Origin of the sequence: Metaclostridioides mangenotii (genome assembly GCF_017873185.1) — a bacterium.
Classification (GTDB): Bacteria; Bacillota; Clostridia; order Peptostreptococcales; family Peptostreptococcaceae; genus Metaclostridioides; species Metaclostridioides mangenotii.
The window spans coordinates 13,411-37,823 of the sequence record NZ_JAGGJX010000001.1 but is presented as its reverse complement, the minus strand read 5'-3'; the positions used below and the strand labels follow the sequence as shown (position 1 = coordinate 37,823).

21 protein-coding genes and 1 pseudogene are annotated in these 24,413 nt (G+C 29.9%); 2 read left to right on the top strand and 20 right to left on the bottom strand.

Features of this window, described 5'->3' with window-relative positions:
• Positions 1-315 precede the first annotated feature (315 nt).
• The 13 genes from dnaJ to gpr form a co-directional block, all read right to left on the bottom strand.
• Entirely contained in the window at positions 316-1,470 is a 1,155-nt protein-coding gene (gene dnaJ, locus J2Z43_RS00185) for a molecular chaperone DnaJ (RefSeq protein ID WP_209455320.1), read from the bottom strand.
• A 176-nt stretch (positions 1,471-1,646) separates the two neighbouring features.
• Positions 1,647-3,500: a molecular chaperone DnaK gene (dnaK, locus tag J2Z43_RS00180; protein WP_209455319.1), complete on the bottom strand. Its 1,854-nt coding sequence runs from the start codon at positions 3,498-3,500 to the stop codon at positions 1,647-1,649.
• A 92-nt stretch (positions 3,501-3,592) separates the two neighbouring features.
• A complete protein-coding gene (grpE, locus tag J2Z43_RS00175; RefSeq protein WP_234925904.1) occupies positions 3,593-4,183 on the bottom strand; it encodes a nucleotide exchange factor GrpE in 591 nt (196 codons plus the stop codon).
• Positions 4,184-4,212: 29 nt separating this feature from the next.
• The gene (hrcA, locus tag J2Z43_RS00170) at positions 4,213-5,232 is read right to left on the bottom strand and encodes a heat-inducible transcriptional repressor HrcA (RefSeq protein WP_027702410.1); all 1,020 of its coding nucleotides are present in this window, start codon (positions 5,230-5,232) and stop codon (positions 4,213-4,215) included.
• Positions 5,233-5,333: 101 nt separating this feature from the next.
• Positions 5,334-6,455 carry a radical SAM family heme chaperone HemW gene (gene hemW / locus J2Z43_RS00165; protein ID WP_209455318.1) on the bottom strand — a complete coding sequence of 374 codons (1,122 nt, stop codon included), beginning with the start codon at positions 6,453-6,455 and terminating at the stop codon, positions 5,334-5,336.
• A 134-nt stretch (positions 6,456-6,589) separates the two neighbouring features.
• Positions 6,590-7,630: a sensor histidine kinase gene (locus J2Z43_RS00160; RefSeq protein ID WP_209455317.1), complete on the bottom strand. Its 1,041-nt coding sequence runs from the start codon at positions 7,628-7,630 to the stop codon at positions 6,590-6,592.
• 314 nt (positions 7,631-7,944) lie between these two features.
• The gene (locus tag J2Z43_RS00155; RefSeq protein ID WP_209455316.1) at positions 7,945-9,096 is read right to left on the bottom strand and encodes a sensor histidine kinase; all 1,152 of its coding nucleotides are present in this window, start codon (positions 9,094-9,096) and stop codon (positions 7,945-7,947) included.
• 374 nt (positions 9,097-9,470) lie between these two features.
• Complete coding sequence (locus tag J2Z43_RS00150) at positions 9,471-9,614, bottom strand: cyclic lactone autoinducer peptide (protein ID WP_209455315.1); 144 nt, start codon at positions 9,612-9,614, stop codon at positions 9,471-9,473.
• Between the two features lie 103 nt (positions 9,615-9,717).
• The gene (locus J2Z43_RS00145; RefSeq protein ID WP_209455314.1) at positions 9,718-11,031 is read right to left on the bottom strand and encodes a CCA tRNA nucleotidyltransferase; all 1,314 of its coding nucleotides are present in this window, start codon (positions 11,029-11,031) and stop codon (positions 9,718-9,720) included.
• Positions 11,032-11,601: 570 nt separating this feature from the next.
• The gene (gene lepA, locus J2Z43_RS00140; protein WP_209455313.1) at positions 11,602-13,407 is read right to left on the bottom strand and encodes a translation elongation factor 4; all 1,806 of its coding nucleotides are present in this window, start codon (positions 13,405-13,407) and stop codon (positions 11,602-11,604) included.
• A gap of 152 nt (positions 13,408-13,559) precedes the next feature.
• The gene (locus J2Z43_RS00135; protein ID WP_038299115.1) at positions 13,560-13,772 is read right to left on the bottom strand and encodes a hypothetical protein; all 213 of its coding nucleotides are present in this window, start codon (positions 13,770-13,772) and stop codon (positions 13,560-13,562) included.
• Positions 13,773-13,793: 21 nt separating this feature from the next.
• Positions 13,794-14,807 carry a stage II sporulation protein P gene (gene spoIIP / locus J2Z43_RS00130; RefSeq protein WP_209455312.1) on the bottom strand — a complete coding sequence of 338 codons (1,014 nt, stop codon included), beginning with the start codon at positions 14,805-14,807 and terminating at the stop codon, positions 13,794-13,796.
• A gap of 12 nt (positions 14,808-14,819) precedes the next feature.
• Positions 14,820-15,776, bottom strand: a complete 957-nt coding sequence (gene gpr, locus J2Z43_RS00125) for a GPR endopeptidase (RefSeq protein WP_027702417.1) — start codon at positions 15,774-15,776, stop codon at positions 14,820-14,822.
• Between the two features lie 621 nt (positions 15,777-16,397).
• On the opposite strand from gpr, the gene rpsT reads away from it, so the two are divergent.
• A complete protein-coding gene (rpsT, locus tag J2Z43_RS00120; RefSeq protein ID WP_024620455.1) occupies positions 16,398-16,664 on the top strand; it encodes a 30S ribosomal protein S20 in 267 nt (88 codons plus the stop codon).
• A gap of 123 nt (positions 16,665-16,787) precedes the next feature.
• Here the strand turns inward: rpsT and J2Z43_RS00115 are convergent.
• The 6 genes and pseudogenes from J2Z43_RS00115 to J2Z43_RS00090 form a co-directional block, all read right to left on the bottom strand.
• Positions 16,788-16,937, bottom strand: a pseudogene (locus J2Z43_RS00115) (ABC transporter ATP-binding protein); the annotation flags it as partial.
• Between the two features lie 195 nt (positions 16,938-17,132).
• A complete protein-coding gene (gene holA, locus J2Z43_RS00110; RefSeq protein WP_209455311.1) occupies positions 17,133-18,161 on the bottom strand; it encodes a DNA polymerase III subunit delta in 1,029 nt (342 codons plus the stop codon).
• Positions 18,130-19,392: a ComEC/Rec2 family competence protein gene (locus J2Z43_RS00105; protein ID WP_234925903.1), complete on the bottom strand. Its 1,263-nt coding sequence runs from the start codon at positions 19,390-19,392 to the stop codon at positions 18,130-18,132. The genes holA and J2Z43_RS00105 overlap by 32 nt, the downstream gene beginning before the upstream one ends.
• Before the next feature lie 140 nt (positions 19,393-19,532).
• Positions 19,533-20,048: an ECF transporter S component gene (locus J2Z43_RS00100; protein WP_209455310.1), complete on the bottom strand. Its 516-nt coding sequence runs from the start codon at positions 20,046-20,048 to the stop codon at positions 19,533-19,535.
• 158 nt (positions 20,049-20,206) lie between these two features.
• Positions 20,207-21,379: a GNAT family N-acetyltransferase gene (locus J2Z43_RS00095; protein ID WP_234925902.1), complete on the bottom strand. Its 1,173-nt coding sequence runs from the start codon at positions 21,377-21,379 to the stop codon at positions 20,207-20,209.
• A 6-nt stretch (positions 21,380-21,385) separates the two neighbouring features.
• Complete coding sequence (locus J2Z43_RS00090) at positions 21,386-22,291, bottom strand: DUF2156 domain-containing protein (protein ID WP_209455309.1); 906 nt, start codon at positions 22,289-22,291, stop codon at positions 21,386-21,388.
• Between the two features lie 178 nt (positions 22,292-22,469).
• On the opposite strand from J2Z43_RS00090, the gene J2Z43_RS00085 reads away from it, so the two are divergent.
• Positions 22,470-23,303, top strand: coding sequence for a ComEC/Rec2 family competence protein (locus J2Z43_RS00085; RefSeq protein ID WP_209455308.1), 834 nt, complete (start codon positions 22,470-22,472; stop codon positions 23,301-23,303).
• Positions 23,304-23,430: 127 nt separating this feature from the next.
• Here the strand turns inward: J2Z43_RS00085 and J2Z43_RS00080 are convergent, their stop codons facing one another.
• Positions 23,431-24,150, bottom strand: coding sequence for a tRNA threonylcarbamoyladenosine dehydratase (locus J2Z43_RS00080; protein WP_209455307.1), 720 nt, complete (start codon positions 24,148-24,150; stop codon positions 23,431-23,433).
• Positions 24,151-24,413 lie beyond the last annotated feature (263 nt).

Sequence of the window (24,413 nt, the reverse complement as noted above, 5' to 3'; positions counted from 1 at the left end):
CTACATAATTCCGATGTCTTTATTTTACCACAAAATAATTTTTTTATGACTATACTATTGCTAATACTAAACTTAGATTGCTAAATACCAATCTATATATAAATTTAACAAATTCGTCCATATATAAATATCAAATGATTTCATTAAATATAATTAATTTATTTTATAAATTTATTTTTTAGAAAGAAGTCTTTTCTATACTAAATCCAACTTTCATTTTAAAAGTTAATCACCTAAAAAAGTTTCTAAATATAAAAAATCCCAGAAGCGATTAAAAATCACTTCTGAGACATATGCTTTTTCCAAAGCATTTTTTTACTTTTTTTTAAACATATCCTCTATCTTTTGCCCGAAACTCCTCTTCTTTTCATGCACATTACTTCCACATTCTAAAGCAAATTGTTTAAGAAGATCTTTCTGAGTATCGTTTAATTTAGTCGGAACTTCTACTATAACTTTTACGTACTGGTCACCTCTAGAGTTTCCTCTTATTTTAGGTATACCTTTATCTTTAAGTCTGAATACTGTTCCTGTTTGAGTTCCTTCAGGTATAGTATACTTAACTTTACCATCAAGAGTAGGAACCTCTATCTCATCTCCTAATGCCGCTTGAACAAATGTTATTGGCATTTCGAAATAAATATCATTTCCTTCTCTAGTAAACAAATCGTGAGGTTTTACTGTAATAAGTATATAAAGATCTCCTCTTGGAGCACCTTTTTCACCAACTTCACCTTGACCATTTAATTTTATCATTTGACCATCATCTATACCTGCTGGTATATCAACTTCTATAGTCTTTGTTTTTCTTGCTTTTCCTGAACCTTTACACTTAGTACATGGAGAATCTATTACTTCACCTGCACCATTACATGTGCTACATGTTCTTGTACTAGCTATATTTCCAAATGGAGTTCTTTGAACGCTTCTAACTTGACCAGCTCCATCACATGTTGGACATGTCTTTTTAGATGTTCCTGGTTTTGCACCACTACCACCACACGCATCACATTCTTCACTTCTATTTACTTTAATTGAAGTTTTCTTACCAAATGCAGCCTCCTCAAATGAAATCTTTACGCCCTGTCTTATGTCTGCTCCTCTTTGAGGACCTCTTCTTTGACGTCCGCCGTAGCCTCCGCCACCTCCGAAGATATCTCCAAACATGTCTCCAAATATGTCTTCAAAGCCTCCGAAACCTTGGCCTCCGCCAAAGCCTCCTCCTCCGAATCCACCTTGACCATTTAAACCGTCATGACCAAATTGATCGTAAGTGCTTCTTTTAGATTCATCTGATAGTACTTCGTATGCTTCACTTATCTCTTTAAATTTTTCTTCTGCTTCTTTATCATCCGGATTTCTATCTGGATGGTATTTCATCGCTAATTTTCTATATGCTTTTTTAATCTCTTGAGCATCAGCGCTTTTCCCCACACCCAAGATATCATAATAGTCTCTCTTAGTACTCAATTTTCACACCACCTTAGTCCTACAAAACAATAGCTTGTAGGAAATCTGCTACAAGCTATTGTAATTCTTTTTAAAATATTAGACTTTACACTTATAGATCTATTATATTATCTACTTTATGTCTTGTCTATCTATATTGATTATAGATTTGTATTAAATATAGATTTTAGTTGATCTTATTTGTCTTCATCAACTTCTGTAAAGTCTGCATCTACTACATTGTCGTCCTTTGAACCTTCATTTGACTCAGAAGATCCTTCAGCTCCACCTTGAGCTTGTTGCTCCTGAGCTGCTTGTTGGTATATTTCTTGAGATACTTTTTGGAACTTATTCATTACTTCATCTACTGCAGCTTTTATTTCTTCTGCTGTAGCTTCTTCTTTATCTTTTACAGCTTTTAAGTCTTCTATAGCTTTTTCTATATCAGCTTTATCATCAGCATTTATTTTTTCTTCTACTTCTTTTAGAGTTTTTTCAGTTTGATATATTGTAGAGTCAGCTTGGTTAACTGCTTCTATTTTATCTTTTTTAAGTTTATCAGCTTCTGCATTCATTTCAGCTTCTTTAACTTTTTTCTCTATTTCTTCTTCAGATAAGTTAGTGTTTGAAGTTATTGTTATTTTTTGCTCTTTTCCAGTTCCTAAATCTTTAGCATTTACATTAACTATACCATTAGCATCTATATCGAAAGTAACTTCTATTTGAGGAATTCCTCTTTGAGCTGGTGGTATATCAGTTAATTGGAATCTTCCTAAAGTTGTATTGTCATAAGACATACTTCTCTCACCTTGAAGTACATGTATATCAACAGCTGTTTGGTTATCTGCTGCAGTTGAGAATACTTGTGATTTTTTAGTTGGTATTGTAGTGTTTCTTTCTATTATCTTAGTCATTACATTACCCATAGTTTCTATACCTAATGATAATGGAGTAACATCTAGTAATAATAAGTCTTTAACATCTCCAGCTAAAACTCCGGCTTGTATAGAAGCTCCTGCTGCAACACACTCATCTGGGTTAATTCCTTTATGAGGATCTTTTCCTATGAATTTCTTAACAGCATCTTGTACAGCTGGTATTCTTGTTGAACCACCAACTAGTAATACATCATCTATATCACTTGTAGAAAGTCCAGCGTCTTTTAAAGCTCTCTTAGTTGGCTCCATAGTGTTTTCAACTAATCCTGCTGTTAATTCTTCAAATTTAGCTCTTGTTAAGTCTAAGTTTAAATGTTTTGGTCCTTCAGCAGTTGCTGTTATAAATGGTAAGTTTATATTTGTGCTCATAGTTGAAGATAATTCTTTTTTAGCTTTTTCAGCTGCTTCTTTTAATCTTTGAAGAGCCATTTTGTCAGTTCTTAAATCAACGCCTTCAGCGCTCTTGAATTGTTCTGCTAAGTAATCTATAACAATTTGGTCAAAATCGTCCCCACCAAGTCTGTTGTTACCTGCTGTAGCTAAAACCTCGAAAGTACCATCACCTATTTCAAGTACAGATATATCAAAAGTACCTCCACCTAAGTCGAATACTAATATTTTTTTCTCTTGATCTAATTTATCCATTCCGTAAGCAAGCGCTGCAGCTGTTGGCTCGTTTATGATTCTTTTTACTTCAAGACCTGCTATTCTACCAGCGTCTTTAGTTGCTTGTCTTTGAGCGTCTGTAAAGTAAGCTGGAACAGTTATAACCGCCTCAGTAACTTTGTCTCCTAAATAACTCTCCGCATCAGCTTTTAATTTTTGAAGTATTATAGCTGATATTTCTTGTGGTGTGAAATTTTTACCATCAATATCAACTTTAAAATCAGTACCCATGTGAGTTTTGATTGAAGTTATTGTTTTATCTGCATTTGTTACTGCTTGTCTTTTAGCAGGCTCTCCTACTATTCTTTCTCCTTCTTTAGTAAAAGCAACTACTGAAGGAGTAGTTCTCATACCTTCGCTATTTTCTATAATCTGTGCTTCTCCACCCTCTAATACTGCGACACAAGAGTTTGTTGTCCCTAAGTCTATACCTATAATTTTTGCCATGATTAAAATCCTCCTTAAATACTCGTATATTTGTTAATCGAAATTTTTTTTTTAATATTACTTTATGTTTTTAATTTAATTAGTTTGTTATATTAGCAAGAAACTTTTACCATTGAAGCCCTTATAACTTTATTTCCTAATTTGTATCCTTTTTGAAGTTCCATTACAACCTTATTTGGCTCTACCCCTTCAACACTCTCTTGCATTACTGCTAAGTGATAATTTGGATCAAATTCTTGCTCTAGTGCTTCTATATGTTCAAGTCCAAGTTTAGATAAAGTATCTATTAATTGCTTGTGTACTAAATCGATACCTTTGTACATGCTATCTTCTTTATCTTCACAAGCCTCTAATGCTCTTTCCATACTATCTACAACTGGAATAAGTTCAGTCATGATCTTTTCATTTGCAAATAATGCAAGAGAATCTTTTTCTTGTTGAGTTCTCCTTCTGTAGTTAGCATATTCAGCTTGAAGACGTTGGTACTTATCATCTAATTCATCTAATTCATCTTGTAATTTTTTTTCATCAAGCTTTGAATTTATATCAGTAACATTTTCACCCTCAACAGTTTCTTCGCTTTGTGCTGCATCATTATCAGTTGATGAATCTTGCGACTCAGTGTCTACCAAATCGTCTTTATCTAATACTTCCTCATCTTGTTGCTGTTTTTTGTTATCCAAGACATTACACCTCTCAACTCCATATTTATTTATCTTTTATCAATTAAAATACTCATATAATTTATTATTGAGTAAATTTTTGCGTAATCCATTCTAGTAGGACCTATAAAACTAATTTTTCCTACTAAATCATTGTCTACATTATATGTTGCAGTTATAATACTGCAATCCTTCGCCATTTCAAAATCATTATCACTTCCTATTACTATATTTAGGTTATCCTTTTTAATACCCGATGATTTTATCATAGTCGCCAAATTATCTTTTTCCTCAATCATATTAAGGAATGATTTAGCTTTTAGTATATCGTTGAATTCTGGATAATTAAATATATTAGTAGCTCCGTTTAATGATAAGGAAAAATCCTCATCTGACATGTTAGAATTTAAAACATGTAGTAATTTATCAATAAGAGCTGAGTAATCACTTATCTCGTACTTAATGTAGTTTATAAGTGAATCATCTAAATCCTCAATACCCTTACCTACTAATTTTTTTGTAAGGTTATCTGATATCAAATTTAGTTTAGATTGATCTAAATACATCTTTGTAGTTAGGCTAGCTTTTTTTATCTCGCCTCTATCAGTCACAACTATAAGCAAAATGTTATTGTCATCCATTGATACCAATTGAATATGTCTTATAACACTCAGCTTAGGCGCGCTGCTTGTCACAGCTATCGTCGTATAATTAGTAAGTGTAGATAGTAACTTAGATGTCTCATGTATCAACTCTTTTATATGGCTTACATTATGCTCCATACACTGTTTAATTAGTGTTTTGTCATTTTCATTTAGTTCACTCTTGCTCATAAGTGAATTTACATACAATTTATAAGCCTTCTCTGAAGGCACTCTTCCAGCAGACGTGTGAGGTTGTATAAGATATCCCTGTTCCTCAAGATCAGCCATTTCGTTTCTTATAGTCGCAGCACTGATACCTAAATCATATCGTTTTGATAGACTTCTAGAGCCTACAGCCTCTGCTGTTTCTATATAATCTTTAACAATAGCTTTGAGGATATTAAGTTTTCTATCATTTAAATCCATCTTTGTTACCTCCCTAGCTGTTAGCACTCACTAGCTTCGAGTGCTAAAAAGATTATATATATTATATATCATTTATAGATTTTTTTGTCAACTATTTTATATTAATTTATAAACTCTATAAACACGCTATTCGAAATTTCACGTCCTATTTGTGTTAATTCAATACCTGTATCACTTTCTTTAATTAATTTTCTACTTGACAACACTTTTATTTGTTCAGAATATACGTTCGCAAAATCTATATTAAATTGTTTTTTAAAGTCTTCGTATTTTATACCTTCATTCATTCGAAGACCCATAAATATTTTTTCTTCTATACTATCTTTTACAGATAATTCCTCATTATTCACAATAGGTTTTTTGCTAACTGTAACCATATTATGATATTCTTCTAAAGATTCTACATTATTATATCTAATATCTTCTAAGTATCCAGATGCTCCTGCTCCTACCCCTATATAATGGTCGCATCTCCAATATCCTTTATTATGTTCACATTCATACCCCACTTTTGAGTAGTTTGATATTTCGTACTGATGATATCCTTTTGTTTTTAAGAAGTCGATAGTGAACCTGTACATCTTGATATCAGTATCCTCGTCATTTAGTTCAAACTTGCTGTGCTCGTACATTGAATAAAGTTCTGTTCCTTCTTCTAGAATTAGTGAATATGCGGATATATGTTTTGGTTCTAGTTTTCCAACTGCTTCTAATGTTTCTATCCAATCTTCAGTAGTTTGATTTGGTAGGTTGTACATTAGGTCTACGTTTATATTTCTAAATCCTACACTTATTGCATCATTGTAGTTTTTTAGAAATTCTTCATATGTATGAATTCTTCCTATATATTTTAAGTGATTCTCCTGAACAGCTTGCAAACCTATGCTAAGTCTGTTTACTCCTATTTCCTTCATTGTTTTTAGCTTGTCCAGTGTTAGTGTTCCTGGATTACATTCAACGGTTATTTCTGCGTGTTTGTTCATGTTAAAGTTTTCTTTTATATTTTTAAATAGTTCTTCTAACTCTCGTGTCGTTAATATACTCGGTGTTCCTCCTCCGATAAATACGCTTGAGATCTCTTCTTTTGTCTTGTACATCTGCATTTCTTTTTTTAGATCTTCTAGGTATCTTTTCTTTTGAGTTAGGTCTAGGTTGTATGAGTTAAAGTCGCAGTAATTGCACTTTTTTATGCAGAACGGTATGTGTATGTATAACATTAACATAGTTTTCCTTCTTTCGTATTCATTTTGTTAGTCTAGTTTATCATTTGTTATTTACTGTGTCTAACTTTAATACTTTATTTCCATAAAAATAGAGAAATACTATTTATTAGTATTTCTCTATTTATGATTATGTATTATTTTATTGGAATCATTGCAGTAAATACAAATTCATTCTCTGTATAATCTATAACAACATCGCCGTCGTATTTTTGTACAGCATCTTTTATATTGCTTATTCCTAGCCCATGCATAATTCCATCTTTTTTATCCGTAAGTATCTTATCTTTTTTCTTAATAATGTCGTTTACCTTACTGTTTATAATTTTTATAACACAAAAGTTATTTACATATTTAACTCTTGCATCGATCCTTTTAGGTATCGTTTCGTCTTTTATTTTATCACATGCTTGTATTGCATTATCTAATGAATTTGCAAATATAGTACTTATATCTAACATGTCTATAAAATCAGATCTAGAAAAGTCAATCTCAGTGATCAATTTAATACCTTTCTCAAGACAAGTTATCTTCTTTTCACTTAATATTATATCTAATACTCTATTCCCTGTATTAAATGTTCTGTCTAAACTGACGAGCTCTTTATTAAGATCATTTATGTAATCTATTGATTCTTTATTATCACAAAGACTTCCTATACACATAAGGTGATTTTTCATATCATGATGTAGTTTCCTAACTTTTTCATTATTATCTTCTAGTTTCTCGTAATATTTATGTTCCATATCTTTTTTATTATTAACTAATTCATTTTCCATAACTACCTTATTATTTTTTATTATTTTTGAAGTTATTAATAATAATGATATATTAGATATAAACAATAGGGATACAGTTAAAAATAATATTGCATCGCTTATATTGCTCTTTTTACTGTACTCTAAACTTGCAATAATGATAAGTAAACAAAAAATATTTGTAAGTATTGGAATTAAAATATATAAATATTCAGTTTTTAAAAATTTTTTTAATTTCTTGATTATTTTATTATTAAAAAATTCTCTTATTTTAACAATATAAAAAGCCAGAAGAATTAAAAGAGGCTTAGAAGCTATCATTGTTTCCAATCTTATAATACCTGGTTCGTATAAAACTGATGTATCATTTATAGAGTTAGTAAATAAAACAAGATTGACACCTATTATTTCTGTAATCATTAAAAATAGATAATACAATAAAGTATATATTATTGTTTTTAACACACTTATTTGATAATTTAATATATAATATATCATGCTACTAACTACCAAAAATATTAACCGAATATCTTGCTGTATTTCCGAATATCTTACTACTATCATCGTTAAAGTAAATATTAATAATGATATATTTCTATATCTTTTACTATTTTTTAGTTTGCTAACTTTATTTATTATATAACAAAAAATCCATGCTTCAATTAATGACATCCCTACGTTGATAAACTTCCATAATACTAAACTTTCTAACATAATAATTCTCCTAAATATACTTATGTTGGAAATGGAATTAGAATTGTTAATATAAACTCGTTTTCTGTATAATCTATTACGGTTTCGCCGTTATATTTATCTACACTCAACTTTATATTACTAATACCAAATCCATGTAAAAACTTATCTTTTTTATTTGTCAATATCTTATTTTCATTTATTATTACTTTATTTCCTTTAGAATTAATAATTTTTATAATATAGAAATTATTAACACATTTAATCTTTATGTCTATCTTTTTAAAAATAGTTTTATCTTCAATTTTTTCACAAGCTTGAATAGCATTATCTATTGCATTTGAGAAAATAGTATTTATATCAACCATCTCTATAAAATCAGTATTTGAAAAATCTATGTATGTAGATAACTTAATACCTTTTTCTAAACAAATTTGATTCTTTTCATTTAATATTATATCTAGAACTCTATTGCCAGTATTGTATATATTATCTAATTTATTTAGTTCGAATTTTAAACTCTCGACATACTTCATTGCCTCATCACTTTCACAAAGACTCCCTATGCAGACAAGATGGTTTTTCATATCGTGATATAAGCTTCTTACTTTATAGTTATTTTCTTCTACTTTGCGATAATAATCATATTCCATAATTCTTTTTTTATCATTCAAGTTCCGTTCTTCTATTAGTGCATTATCTTTTATGATTTTTAAAATAATAAATACTAGAAACATATTAGAAAATAAAATTAAAATAGATATTATAATAAATGACATATCTTGCATAAATCGGCTCGGTAAATTAATTATATCTTTTCCAAAGACTAGAAATAAACTAAATATATTAGTTATCATCGGTATAATTAAATAAATGAAATCTTTAGTAGTAATTCTGGTTAATAATTTGAAATATTTAGAATATATAGTTGCTAGAATAAGCAATGTTTTCGTAATACTAATTAACTCTAATCTAAATAAACCAGGTTCAAAAAGTGGATCAAAATTAGGTAAACCATTTGCAAATTTTACAAACACCATACTAACAGAATCAATACTAATTAGCAACATGTAAAACATCAGTGTTCCAGCAATGCACTTAATAATATTCACATTGTAATTTAATTTATAAAAAATCAAACTTAAAACTATTGCAATCGTAACTCTTCCATTTGAAATTAAATGTATATTCATAGTATTAACCATAATAATAGTTATCACAAATATAATAAATGTTAGCCAAATAAATTTATTACTTCTTTTTTTAATACTATTATCATTTATAAAATAGAAAAATAATGATAATTCAAGCATTGAAAGAATTAAATCAAAAACATACCAAAAGTTATTATTGTTTAACATATTTAACCCCTAAACATTTCTATAGTAACTAATTTCTTCTTAATTATTAAACTAATGTAAAATGTTAAAAAAACTTTAATATTTAAATTTATATATATACTTATTAATTTTTCTCTAAAATAAACGACTTATTTTTGAAGCTAAAATTAGTATCTTCTACAAATGATTACTTACTCTTTTAAACATTATTTAATTTTAAGACATCACTATAGCTTTTTTAATTTTTTTACACTATCATCAATTTCCGGTTGGTATGATGCCCACAGGCAAGTAGTATTTGCAGACATAACTGAAAATGCGAAAGCTATCGAAGATAATCCCCTTAAAATTTTTATTAAATTTTTATTCATCTTTGCGTCCTCCTAGAATTATAATTTTATTTGAATATAAAAACATAAATCAAACTTATAATAAAACTGAAAAATTAAATAAATATTAATTCTAAATAAAATATTAAAGTTTTTTTAATATTTTTCTATCATTCAACTTAGGATCATCAATAACCATTTTCAACAACCTATCCAGAACAACACCAATCTCTTTACCTTTATACCCAATTTCAATCAAATCTCTACCATTTAACGCTAAATCCTTAATACAAAAACATTCTTGGTTCTCTAAAATATCTTCAAGTATCCTTTCAATATTGATCAACTCCAAGATTCTGCTTTTAATATATTTCGGATTTTTAGCAAGGGTATCAGCCCACTTGACTTTTAATAAATCTCTGAACAACTCTACATTTCCTAATTTACTTAGAAGCTTCTTTATACTTACTTTGTCAGGTGAAAGTTTGCAATCATGATACGTAATGAGAGTAATAATTTCTCTCTTTGTATTGTTATCATACTTCAACCTGTTAAGAATTTCTCTTGATATGTTTACAGATGCTTTGGCATGTCCGTAAAAATGATCAATTCCTCGTTTGTCGGTCGTCTTTGATACTGCTTTTCCTGTGTCGTGTAACAGCATTGCAAGTTTTAAAACTAATTTATCTTCAATAGCATCTACTGCAAATAGCGTATGTTCTAATACATTGTATTTATGGTATGGTGTGTTTTGTTCTACTTCATCTAGTTCACATATTTCCGGCATTATAAAACAAAGCAAACCTGTATCTTTTAGGAGCTTTATCTTTGATGAATCAGACATCAAGATTTTATTTAATTCAACCTGTATTCTTTCATTTGACACTTCTTTTATTAGATGTGCTTTATTTTTTATACTAGTGTAGGTATCTTTGACTATTTCAAAATTTAATTGTGAAGAAAATCTTACTGCTCTAAGCATCCTCAGTGCATCCTCTTCAAATCTATCATTGGCTTTACCTACACATTTAATCTGTTTATTTGTTATATCACTATATCCATTAAACGGATCAACAAGCCCTTTATCTCCATTGTATGCTATTGAATTTATTGTAAAGTCCCTTCTCCTTAAGTCCTCTACTATATCGTTGCTAAATTCTACTGAATCTGGGCGTCTTTTATCAGTGTACTCTCCGTCAATCCTATATGTTGTAACCTCGTAACTGTTTGATTTTATAAGTACAGTTACTGTTCCATGCTTTATTCCTGTTGGTACCGTTTTTTCAAATATTCTTATGATATCCTTTGGCTTTGCATTTGTGGTTATATCCCAATCATTAGGAGTCTTTTTTAACAGTGAATCCCTTACACATCCCCCAACTATAAATGCTTCGAATCCGTGTAGATTTAATCTATCAATTATATATCTAACATCTTCTGGCATTTTAATATATACCATTAATATCACCTTTATCCTATCTTAAAACCTTTTTCAACAATTTTGTCTTACTTAATTATACACATTTTTCCAACTTTATTCAAACCTATTAATACTAGTTTTTAAAATTTCCATTAAAATATTATTTGATTTTTTTGAAATTTGAAACTAAAAAAGGCTGTAAATACAAATTAGCTTCCTTTTCAAAACCAATTCATCTTTCAGCCCTTTCTTTTTTTACTATTATTTACACTTTAAATATTCTTTATTCATCAATCTCTGAAATATATACTTTAGTAGTTTTAAAACAATTCTCTTTGATTATACCTTATATACCAACCTATTATAAAAATAAATTACTTATTAATTATTTACTATTATTGTATATATAAGGAACTTTTTCTGGATGCTTAAATCTTTTGAGTAAAAATATTGCTTAAATATATAAGAATAAGAACCTTATTTTTGGACACTTTCAAAACTTTTAAATATTATAAAATTTGCCTACGAGTAAATCCAATGTTGGCAAATCGTAGGCAAATCGATATTTTATAAAATTTTTATTTACAATTGTTGAAAATAGAACTTCTACTACTCATCAAGTTTTAAGACAGACATAAACGCCTTTTGTGGAACTTCAACAGATCCAATTTGACGCATACGTTTCTTACCTTCTTTTTGCTTTTCAAGAAGTTTTTTCTTACGAGATATATCTCCACCGTAACATTTTGCAAGAACGTCTTTTCTAAGTGCACTAATTGTCTCCCTTGCAACTACCTTGTTTCCAACTGCTGCTTGTATCGGTATAGGAAATTGGTGTCTTGGTATTTCACCTTTAAGTTTTTCACACATAGATTTTCCTCTTGGATAAGCTCTTGTTTCGTGAACTATAAAGCTAAGTGCATCTACTTGTTCTTTATTGATTAAGACATCTAGTTTTACAAGTTTAGCTGGCACGTATCCTTTTATCTCGTAGTCAAGTGATCCATATCCTCTAGTTCTAGATTTTAGTGCATCAAAGAAGTCGTAAACAACTTCGTTTAGAGGTAGGTCGTAGTGAAGCATTACTCTTCTATCATCTATATACTCCATATTGTTCATAGTTCCACGTCTCTCTTGACATAGTTCCATTACAACCCCTACATAGTCCTTTGGCACTATTATGTCACCTTTAACTATAGGTTCTTCTATCATATTTATCTCAGCTGGATCTGGTAAGTTTGCTGGATTTTGTATCATTACAACTTCTCCGTCGTTTTTAGTTACTCTATAAATAACTGATGGAGCTGTTGTTATAATGTCTAGATTGAATTCTCTCTCTAATCGCTCTTGGATAATCTCCATATGAAGTAGTCCCAAGAATCCACATCTAAATCCAAATCCTAAAGCTGCAGATGTTTCGGCTTCGTATTCTAGAGCTGCATCGTTAACTTGCAGTTTTTCTAGTGCATCTCTAACATTTTCGTACTTTTCGCCTTCTCCTGGATAAATACCACAGTAAACCATTGGAGTAGCTTTTTTGTATCCTGGCATAATTTCAGAAGTTGGATTATTTGCATCAGTGATTGTATCACCAACCTGACAGCTTCTTATATCTTTGATACTAGCTGCTATGTATCCAACATCTCCTGCAGTAAGGCAGTCAAGCTCTGTCTGACCTGGTGACATTACCCCAACCTCAGTTACCTCGAAGTCTTTTTTGGTATTCATCATCTTTATTAATGTACCTTTTTTTACAGTTCCTTCGAATACTCTCACATATGCTACAACACCTTTATACGCATCATAATAAGAGTCGAATATAAGCGCTTTAAGTGGTGCTTCTCTGTCGCCAGTTGGCGCAGGCACATTTTTAACTATGCTTTCTAATACATCGTCTATATTTATTCCGTTTTTAGCAGAAATTAGAGGCGCATCACTTGCATCAAGTCCTACTAAATCCTCAATTTCTTCTTTAATCTCATCTGGTCTTGCACTTGGTAAATCGATTTTATTGATTACTGGCACTATTTCTAAATCTTGCTCTATAGCTAAGTATACATTGGCAAGCGTTTGAGCCTCTACCCCTTGAGCTGCATCTACAACTAATAATGCACCTTCACATGCTGCCAAACTTCTCGATACCTCGTAGTTAAAGTCAACATGACCTGGAGTGTCTATAAGATTTAAATAATATTCATTTCCGTCCTTAGCTTTATACACCAATCTTATATTTTGAAGTTTGATTGTGATTCCTCTTTCTCTCTCTAGATCCATGTTATCTAGTAGTTGATCCTTCATCTCTCTTGCGCTAACAAGTCCCGTTAGTTGTATTAATCTATCGGCTAAGGTAGACTTACCATGATCTATATGTGCAATTATACTAAAGTTTCTAGTTCTGCTTTGCTTATTGTCCACCTGATACTCCTCCTTCTTTATTCGTCAATAAATATTATATAGTATTTAACCCCAACTGTCACTTGATTTTCCCTCTATTTTCACTTAAAAAGAAAGAATTGGGGTTACCCAAAATATATCACTTATTTTTGGCAACCCCACCTTACAAATACTTATCTAAAGTTTTTTAATATATTCGATATGTCTAGGTTTATATAAGGCAAACTAAACTCTTTTTCTCCCAACATATTTTTTGCTCTACTATCTATTTCAAATATACAAAATACCGTCAAAACTATCATAATTAGTATAAAGATAATTCTTAGCGCTAATTTATATTTGTTGTTCTTTTGTTTTCGCTCTATTGTCCTCTCTAAACGACTCATACAGCATGCTCCTAATTAAAACTACATATTTGCTTCACCGTTTTGCCTAAAGTACTCGTCTAATATATCCGCTACATATTTAGAAGTTTCTTTTGATTCTTCTATTGTTGTAGCATTACTACCTATTTCTATTAATAGGTGTTTCTTAGCTGCAAATTGGTTAAATCTCGCATAGTCTTTTTCTATAATCGGCGATACTAAACCCGGGTATTTTTTCTGTGCTACTTTATTTATATCTTCTGCAAGAGCCCTTAATTCTTTACTGTTGTCGTTTTTACCACCTATAACAAAGAAGAATTTGGCAACTCTTTTTCCATCTATTTCGGTTGTATATTTTTTATGGTCTTTTTCTTTTGTTGCTTTATCTTTTAAATCTCTGGCATCTCTGTGCAAGTCTATAGCAATATCTACAGATGGATACTTAGGCATAAGATCCTTTATAGTCTTCAAACTACTTGAGTAAGAACTATTATAAGACGGATAGTCGTGATATTTGGTTGTATGTACCACACCCCAACCTTTGTTTGCTAGTTCACTAGTTAAAACACTTCCTACTTCCATTACAGAGTTTACCTTATCTGTTGAATGGTAGTTGCCTTTTGGTGAGTTTGAATAAGTCTCACATCCATGTGTATGGTATATAAGTATTTTTGGATTTTCTTTTGTAACTCTAATATCGTTTTTGTAGTTTAAACTCGATACTACTTCACCATCTGTTGCTTCTGTATCTACAGTATCTTCCTTTGGGATATTTTCTTCTCCAACAAATACTTTTACATACTCTTTATTTACTTTATTCTCTTCAGATTTATCTTCTTTTTCAGTAGATTTGTCTGATGGATTTTTTTGATCACTTGCGCTCTTTGGCTCATCTGTTTTCTCACTTTTATCTTTTTCTTTCGCTGTTGTTTCAGGATAAGCTGAGTTTATTAAAAATTTCAAAAACTCGTCCTGACTTATAGCAAAAGTTGTATTTGTAAAAATGCCCACTAACAAACATGCTACGGTTAATGATTTGAAGCATTTTTTTAACATACATTTCCCTCCTTATTTAGCCACCCTACCAGGGTGGAGAGACCTATTTAGCCCTTCGCTTATTATTATCGATAAATTTTCTATTGTCTCATCTATATCTTTAGGTGTTACAATTAGATTTTTATCATAAGGGTCTAAAGATTCTCTTATTAGATGATACTTCTCATCTTCTTTTAAATTTTTCAGCATATTGTAAAAACTTTCATTGCCTTCTGACTGTGCAATTAAATTATCAATAGCTAAATCTAATACGTCAATTGTAAGTGTTGCTGCATCCACAACTGTAGGAACTCCTATTGCAATTACATCGACACCTAAATACTCTTTATTTAAAGATCTTCTCTTATTTCCTATTCCTCCTCCTGGAGCTATACCAGAAGTCGCTATTTGTATTGTAGAGTTTACTCTTTCCATCTTTCTAGAAGCTAGGGCATCTATAGCTATTACTCTATCTGGTTTTATCTTATCTACTAAAGATTTGACAATTTCACTGGTTTCTATACCTGTAATCCCCATAACACCCGGACTTAAACCCGCTACTTCCGAAAAATCATCGTCGTAGTCTTTGTTGTAGTTTTTAAATATATGTCTTGTAACTAGTGTTTTGGATACAGATTTCGGCCCCAGTGCATCTGATGTTATATTCCAGTTTCCAAGCCCTATCACCAGAGTCTTTTTGCTTTTATCATCGCCTAGAACCTCTTTAAGCTCATCTTTTAAGTATTCTATTATCTCTTCCCTAGACTCATCATCGTCAAACTTCATTAGATTGCTCTCTAAGGTAATGTACTTTCCTATTTCTTTGTTCATAATTTTGGAACCTTCTTCATTTATTATCTCAACTTTTGTTACTTTGCAATTTTCAAGCTCTTTGTTTTCTACTTCTACACCTGGAATACTAGTTCCTGCTTGCGCTTCTTCATACACTTCTTTAGCTTCTACGGCTAAATCTGTCCTAATTTGAATCATATTAACCTCCCATTTTAATTAAATGATATCTATAATTGTTAACAAAATTTATAATTTTATAACAAAAATTAGTAAATTTATTTGCAATCTGTGGATTAATTGAATTATTTGTTACTAAAGTGTCCAAATTTTTGTATTTTCTTCGTTGTATAATATGAAGACAATACGTCGTAAAATATATAAATAAATAGGAGGAATTAAGGAATTAATTTATGAATGCAAATTTTTTAAGTATAAGTTTCTTTTTAAGATTTTTAATACAATTATTATATTGCAATTAAAATTTTTATATTAGGCGCATAGCTAAGTTTTCAAAGTATCTTGAGTAGAATATAAAGTAAATAGTCTATAAATTGTTTAGAATTACGTACAATTTATTCTTTTTTTATTTTCAAAGTATAAATTACAAAAACTTGTCCTAGAATATAAAGGTGTAAATTAAAGGATATAAATCAAATTTAGATATTGTAAATTATGTTTTTATGTTATATAATCTAAAAGGAAAAATTATTGAAATTATATTAAATATGTAAATATTTATCCTTGATTTTTAGTTTTATTTCTGCTAAAATCTAATATGTTGACAATGTACAGACAATAATAAATGAGGAGGTGAATGATTTGGCAAATATAAAATCAGCTAAGAAAAGAATAAGCGTTATCGAAAAGAAAACTGCTTTAAATAAAGTAAGAAAATCTCAAATAAAAACTGCAATAAGAAAATTTGAAGATGCTGTTGCTGCAGGAAACAAGGAAGACGCTGCTGTTAAGTTCCAATCTGCTCAAAAGAGAATACACCAAGTAGCTTCTAAAGGAACGATACATAAGAATGCTGCAGCTAGAAAAGTAGCTAAGCTTGCAAACAAGTTAAACAGTATGAACGCATAATTCTGTTTGATTATTCTTATTGATAATATAAAAGCCACAGATATTTCGGTATCTAGTGGCTTTTTTTATTTATATTGTATCAATCTCATAGTCATCTTAAACCACTCTTTGTTCACTTCTAAGTTACATGCGAACTCCTTTACTTTCTATCTGTAGCTTTCTAATCGTCTCCCTTATACCTTTTCTAATTTGAGGATCTAACCCCGTAGTTGGCTCGTCTAAGAAAAGAATCTTCGGTTTATTTACAAGTGCCTTAGCTATATCAGATCGTCTTCTCTGACCCCCAAAAGCTTATAAATCCTAATTCTGTCCATATTCTCCTCCTAAGCTGCATTTATCATATATTAAAATGCAAATTGCTTATATAAAATATGGTAAAATACATAAATAAAAGCCAGAAAGCAATTGCCCCTGACTTAAATAATCGAAATATTTTATTTTACTATCTTCTTAATTAAACCTATAGAATTAACAGTACTTACCTATAAATATCTCTACAGCCAATGTATCTCTAATAAGCCCGTTTTTAATCTTGTAGTCACTATCTAGTAAGTAGTTCATAATTTCTGTAATCTCACTGTCTGAGAAGTTAGATGTCTGCTTTAAAGCCTTTCCAGCAACAAAAGGATGTATCTTTAGCCTATCGGCTATTGACTTTGAGGATAATTTCTCAGACTGAAGCCCTCTAGCTTGTATTATTAACTTAAACTGTCTAGATATCATTGCAAATATACCTAAAACAGACTCTCCCTCTTCAATCATATCGTTTAGTATCTTCATTGCGCTTGAAGAGTTCTTAGCTCCTATATTATCTATAAGTTTGAATATGTCGTTTTCAATTTTCTTTTCAGTAAGCTTGTCTATTGCATCTTTTTCTACGGTATTTCCTTTACCTACGAATGAACTAATCTTATTTATATCATTTTTCAGATCTGATAAAGTCTTTTCACTGCTTTTATCCTTGTACCCTATTTGTTCAATAAAGTGCATGATCTGAGGATTATCTATAATAACTCCACTATTTTCAAATGTCTTCTTAGTCCACTTAAACAAATCCATATCTGATAATTTGTCACAATTGACTAATTTTCCGTTTTTATTTATCTTTTTTACAAATGACTTCCTCTTGTCTATATCTCCGTACACCAAAAACACTATAGTTGTAGTTTCTGGAATATTGTCAATATAATCTACTAAGTACTTTTCATCACTGTCTGAGAAGTTTTTTTTCTTCCCTTTTAATAATTCAAAATCTTTAATTATAACTATCTTTCTCTCATCCATGAATGGCAATGTTTCAATAGAGCTTATTAAACTTGCTATATCAGTCTCTCTACCATCGATGATATCCAAGTTAAAATCAATCATGCTCTCATTTAGATTCCCCCTGAAAGCTTTTATTGCGTTATCTATAAGGAAGTACTCCTTCCCATAAAAAAAATATAGTTTTTCCATTTTGTTGTCGTTAATATTCTTTATAATATCCTTGTAATCCATTGTCTTGCTCCCTCATCTCCTTTATTTCCCAGTAAACCATATATGTAAATACAACTGTATAATAAACTAATACAATATAAAACTTCGGGCTTTTAATATCCAAATACGAAAAACTTAAATTGCCGATTTTATCAAGCATATAATATATATTTTTAATAACAGATAAATTTATAAAAGCAATAACTTTACTTACCAATATAAACTTATATAAAAGTATACTGAAAATACTCAAATACATTATTACTGCCATAAAAGGCACTACAATAATATTCCCCACTATAGATAGTACTGGAATTCCCCCAAATGTGTAGTATATTATTGGCAATGTCAAAATATTTGATGATATCGTTACCGAAATCAGCCTAAGTTTTATAGCCCTGAAAAAATAGGGTTCGAAGTATATTATAGACAATGTTGCGGCAAAAGACAATTGAAAACTTACATTGTATACGACAAATGGGTTGTTAAATATAAACAAACTCCCTATAAATGCTAGTGTTGATATACCATCCCTCTTTCTATCGACAAAAATAGAAAAATATAAGATAAAGGAAAAAATTATAGATCTTAAAACTGAAGGAGACGATCCCACCATAATACTGTACAAATACATTAATATTATTAAAATAAATAGTTTATAAAATTTATTTACTCCTCTCATCATAAAAGCTATAATAACACACAATATGCCAGTATGAAGTCCAGAAATAGCTATCACATGGCTTGTACCTGTCCTCTTAAACATCAACTTCTCATCTTCATTCAAACTGCTAGAATCGCCAAGCAGTATAGAATTTACAAAATTAGAATATTCCTTATACAAATACCTAGAAATATCTCTAACCTTTAATTTAAATGTTCCAAGATACTTATAAATAAAATCTTCACCAACAACCTCATAAGATTTAATATAAATAATCCCCTTATATCCAGTGCTTTTTACATATCTACCATAATCAAAATCATCAAACTTCATCTTATCTAAGCTCTTAAACTTTCCGTTTACATTAACTTCTTGCCCAATATCCAATTTAAAAGTTCTAGAGTAATCATTTACTAAAAAAGATCCCACCTTGTATTGGTTGTACTTAGGCTTTTCAATTTTATCCTTGACTACACCTCTAATATTAACAATTTGATCATCAAAACTATAATCAACATCCTTGAAATTGGTTAATAGAACATCAACAAACAAGATAACTAGAAAAACAATAAGCATAGGTCTTCTCAAACATCATCCTCTCCTTAAGTATTTTATCTAGATTATTTTCAAATTCATATAATTTAAAACAGATAAAATAAAAAAGCATTTTGCATGTATATAATAATACTAGCAAAATACTTCTTTATAATTATCGGACGTTTAAAGCCCTAAATATTTTCTTGTCTATGCAAAAAGTTTTTATTGTAAGCCTTACCAACATAATAAGAGAATGGAAGAGCTATAACCATGCTTATAACACCTTGTACAGAGTTTGCTGGGATAGAACCTAGTGCTATAATCCAACTTCCTTTAAGAATAAATCCACCTATTAAATATCCCCCTACCATTACTACAATACCAACTATCATAGCAATAGCCATAGACCCTTTAGTTTTCAGAGATCTGTATATTAACCCTACTATAAGACCCTCAAAACCTTTTATAATTAATGTAAATGGCGCCCAATGCGTATAACCACTAAGTACATCTGCAAAAGTCGATCCAATTCCCCCTGCTATCATGCCTGGTATAGGTCCCAAAACTACTGAAGATATAAATATTATGCTATCACCAACATTTACATAACCACTTGTTCCTGGTATTGGTATTTGTATAACCATTGTAGAAACACATACTAAAGCAATCATAAGTCCGTTTAAAACTAAATTTTTTGTGTTATTCATCTATAATCCTCCTCTAAAATAACTCTATATTTATAAGTTAATTATATATGAATGAAATGAGCGGTACAACAGAAATTGTACCGATACAATTTTATTTTAGATTTATTTGGAAAAGATAAACACTAAAAAATTTTTAAAAAATAAACGACTATATATAATTATATATAGTCGTTTAAATAGTTATTTTTTTTAGGAAGTAAACTTTTAAAAAATCTAACTACTTCATTTCTCTTATTTTTATCTACATCTACTTCATATAGAGATAAAACTTCATCTATACTTAGGTATGAGAATGCAATTTGAGTTATCGCATTTATACTAAGCACTAGATCCTCATTCTCTTCAGTAATATCTACTGTCAAATTTTCGTCTTTTATATTTATTTTAAATACTTGATTATTCTCTTTTATTTGATTATCTACAACTTTAACATTTATAGATCCATCAAAGCCGCAATTTACATCTATACTTTCAAAATACTTTCTTACATCAATTACTCTTCCCATCATAAATGGCACAAGCTTCATATCGACATCTTTTGGATTGTCAAACAGAAGTTTAAGTTTATCGCCAACAGGAGCTGATATAGATACTTTTTTACACTGTGTATTGTGATTATATATAAAGCCCATCATCGATTTCAGTGAATCTATATCTTTATAAAATAATTCTCTTACAAACATAGTATCCTCGTTTAAAGAGTAAACCAGATACCCTTTATAACCATCATTTTCATAAATATAAAAATTACCATCGTCGCTCTGTATTTCTCCATATAAATTTTCGAAATACTCTCTGTCCCTAACAGTATTTCCATTAAAATCTAACTGAAATTCCACTGCGATATCTATAAGAGCTTCCATATGATCCTTATTAGATTTATGAAAATTTCCTTTTGTTCTAAAACTTCTCAAATCATTGACGTCAATATTGTATTGAATTTGGTCATAGCAATGCTCATAACCATATCTTCTGTAAATTCTATAATCAATAGGCATTAGTGTAGATATTTTTTCTCCCCTTTTATAGAGTTCTTCTAGAGTAAAATTCATCATTGATTTCATGAATCCCTTACCTCTAGCCTCTGGAAGAGTAGATACCCCAACGACATAAGATGTTTTATAAACTTTGCCATTTAAATTAATTTTGTATGGTGCCAACTGTAAAGACGAAATAATACTTTCATCTTGTTCAACTACTACATTGTGCTCTTTGAAATATCTATTTGAAAAATAATAATCCATAAATTTTTCTGTATCTCCAAAGCAGTAACTCCATATCTTTTTAATATCATCTATGTCTTTATCTATAGCATACCTAACATTTATCATACAATATTACGCCTCCTTGACGCTGTATTTTTCTACAAATCTTATCGGATGGTAAGAAAGCTTTGCTTTTCTAAGTCCTTCGATTCCCATATCTTCTTCTCTATTTACAAACTCAACATCTGGAAATTCACTTACTAAAAACTGTTGATTGATAAATGGATACAGTCCTCTTATATCTGGATTAGCTTTTTCAACATGTATAAGAGCCATATTTGAGTTTAAGTATTCTCCTATAGAAAATGCCTCTAGTTTTCCATCTACAAATATCCCAAATACCTTTACTCTATCATTTAGCACATCAAAGTCATTAAATATTTTTTTAATTCCTGCATATTCATCATCCATACTATCATCAAAATCATCACTCTCTTCTTTACTAGCTTCCCAATCTTTTAGTAATTTAAGACAGGCATCGAAATCTTCTTTTCCTAAGAGTCTATATTCGTGTCTTCCTTCATACTCTTTTAAGAAGTAGTTTATATGATTTCTCTTCTTTTGATTTTTTCTTCCTTTTAATGTTCTAAGTGCTTCTGCATCATATACATAGTCAAACAAATCTCTTTCTTCTATATATTCAAATTTACCAGCGTATTTTTCTTTTAAGAAATCCACAACTTCATCAGATATACCTCTTAAAAATATCTTCTTATTGTGTTTTTCAAAGAAGTTTAATACAAAATCTACAACTTCTGGTAATTTATCTTTTTTGGCTAATGGCAGTATTGAGAAGCTATCTCCCTCATACTCACCTACTAATACTGCAAAATCATCTCCTATATGATAACCTGTTTTATATACATGTTGCCACATATAAAGAGTACTGAAACAGTATTCACATGCCTCATAATCTACTAGATCAAAATATGGATCTAAATCCCGTTTTGCATCTAGATTAATTTCTTTAAATAACATAAAATCCTCCTACATTTTAACGTGCATAATTTAAAAACACCTATTTATCTAAATCGTCTCCAAAATATTGTATTAATACATACTTAAGTGTACAAAATATATATAGGTAATTTTCTTCTATTATATCTTACCCATACTTTTATCATATAAACATCCAAAGAATGGAGTGATTTATCAATTGAAAAGATATCTTATTATAATGCTACTTATTATAATAACACTTTTAAGCGCTTGTGACAAAACACCACAACTGGCAATTCACGTAATCGACGTTGGACAAGGTGATGCCATGCTTATTCAAACACCATCTAAAAAAAATATTTTAATAGACGGAGGTGATGAGAACGCTGATCATATGGTAAAAAGTTATCTTAGGAAAAAGTGGGTCAAAAGCATAGATCTAATAATTGCAACACATCCTGACAGCGATCACATAGGTGGTCTTGATAATGTTGTAGATGCTTTCGATGTTAAGTCTATATACATGACTGAAAAAACATCTGACAGTGAATCATATATCAATTTGATAAAATCCTGCAAAAATAAAAATCTAGATATACAATACTTAAATAGAGATGACAATTTAAATATTGAAAACGAACTATCTTTACAAGTCTTATCTCCATCAAATATAAATGATGAAAACAATCTAGCTTCTATTGTCTTTTATATGAAATACAAGGACAATACGTTCATCTTAACTGGAGATTCTGAAAAAGAAAATGAACAAGAAATATTAAATATATACGACATTAATGATGTCGATTTTTTAAAAGTTGCCCACCATGGAAGTAATACATCTAGTTCACCTGAATTTATTTCTAAAATAAGCCCAGATATATCTGTCATATCTTGTGGTTATAAAAATCAATATGGACATCCACATAAAGAAACATTAAACACTCTCTACCAAAACGACTCGTCAGTCTACAGAACCGATAGAATAGGCGATATTGTTTTTTACAGCGATGGCGATAAAATTTTTACAAAGAAAAACTACGAACATGATTAATCAGTACATAATAATATGCAAAGTATGATGAGCCTAGAATTTAGACTCACCATACTTTTTTAATTTATATTTATATTATTATAATACTTACATCTATTATTAAAATCTCTAAGTAATATTATCTTCTCTATATAAATTTATATTCTCCAACTAAATCATTTACCACTACAGAAGCTATTGTAAGCCCACCTACAGAAGGAACAAAAGAAATACTCCCAGGAGTCAATTTCCTACCATTTACAACCTTCTTTTTAAGTTCCACAGGCGTTTCTGTTGAGTAAACTACCTTTAAATCTTTTATCTTTCTATCTCTTAGCTCTTTACGCATAACTTTTGCAAGTGGATCTGTAGAAGTTTTGTATATATCCGTAACAACAATTTTCGTAGGATCTACTTTATTGCCCATTCCCATGCTACTTATTATTTTTATACCTTTTCTTTTACAAGTTTCTATTAAATGAATCTTAGATGAAACCATATCGATTGCATCTATTACATAATCGTAATCTTGATCGAAGAACATCTCGCTAGTTTCTTTATTGTATTTTTCTTTAAAATTTCTGATATTTATATCGGGATTTATATCTAAAATCCTCTCCTGCATAACATCTACTTTATCTCTTCCAACTGTAGAGTGAAGCGCTGGTATCTGTCTATTGATATTGGTTATATCAACATCATCAAAATCTACTATTGTTATATTTCCTATTCCCGCTCTAGCCGTTGCCTCTGCAACAAAACTTCCTACTCCGCCAACTCCAAAAATTAATATATTTGAAGCTTTTAATTTGTCTAAACCCTCATCACCAAGCAAAAAGCTAGTTCTAGTTGTAAAGTTATTTTCCAATCAATCCACTCTCCTATTAGCTGTATATCTTCAGAATAAAAATCCTTATTATATTATAGCAAATTATAAAAATAAAAAAAGAGTATCCTCTCTATGTAACTACTTTATCAAAATTTTTCCTCGGTCTTTTTTGCGGATTTTCATCAGGATATCCATATGCCATAGAAGCCATTAATTGACCGTCGATGTTTATCCTATTAACTAATTATTCATTCATCTTTAATTATATTCCTAATTTATTGTAGATAAATAAATGCTGGATA

Bases quoted from the DNA above. Each gene is read 5' to 3' on its own strand.
- dnaK (WP_209455319.1), bottom strand. From the start codon at position 3,500: ATGGCAAAAATTATAGGTATAGACTTAGGGACAACAAACTCTTGTGTC.
- gpr (WP_027702417.1), bottom strand. From the start codon at position 15,776: ATGATTCAAATTAGGACAGATTTAGCCGTAGAAGCTAAAGAAGTGTAT.
- J2Z43_RS00090 (WP_209455309.1), bottom strand. From the start codon at position 22,291: ATGTTATTTAAAGAAATTAATCTAGATGCAAAACGGGATTTAGATCCA.
- spoIIP (WP_209455312.1), bottom strand. From the start codon at position 14,807: ATGTTAAAAAAATGCTTCAAATCATTAACCGTAGCATGTTTGTTAGTG.
- J2Z43_RS00160 (WP_209455317.1), bottom strand. From the start codon at position 7,630: ATGATTACAGAAATAATAGGTGTCAATCTTGTTTTATTTACTAACTCT.
- hrcA (WP_027702410.1), bottom strand. From the start codon at position 5,232: ATGGATTTAAATGATAGAAAACTTAATATCCTCAAAGCTATTGTTAAA.
- J2Z43_RS00150 (WP_209455315.1), bottom strand. From the start codon at position 9,614: ATGAATAAAAATTTAATAAAAATTTTAAGGGGATTATCTTCGATAGCT.
- J2Z43_RS00155 (WP_209455316.1), bottom strand. From the start codon at position 9,096: ATGAATATACATTTAATTTCAAATGGAAGAGTTACGATTGCAATAGTT.
- holA (WP_209455311.1), bottom strand. From the start codon at position 18,161: ATGGATTACAAGGATATTATAAAGAATATTAACGACAACAAAATGGAA.
- J2Z43_RS00145 (WP_209455314.1), bottom strand. From the start codon at position 11,031: ATGGTATATATTAAAATGCCAGAAGATGTTAGATATATAATTGATAGA.
- J2Z43_RS00135 (WP_038299115.1), bottom strand. From the start codon at position 13,772: ATGAGTCGTTTAGAGAGGACAATAGAGCGAAAACAAAAGAACAACAAA.
- hemW (WP_209455318.1), bottom strand. From the start codon at position 6,455: ATGTTAATGTTATACATACACATACCGTTCTGCATAAAAAAGTGCAAT.
- J2Z43_RS00095 (WP_234925902.1), bottom strand. From the start codon at position 21,379: ATGATAAATGTTAGGTATGCTATAGATAAAGACATAGATGATATTAAA.
- J2Z43_RS00100 (WP_209455310.1), bottom strand. From the start codon at position 20,048: ATGAATAACACAAAAAATTTAGTTTTAAACGGACTTATGATTGCTTTA.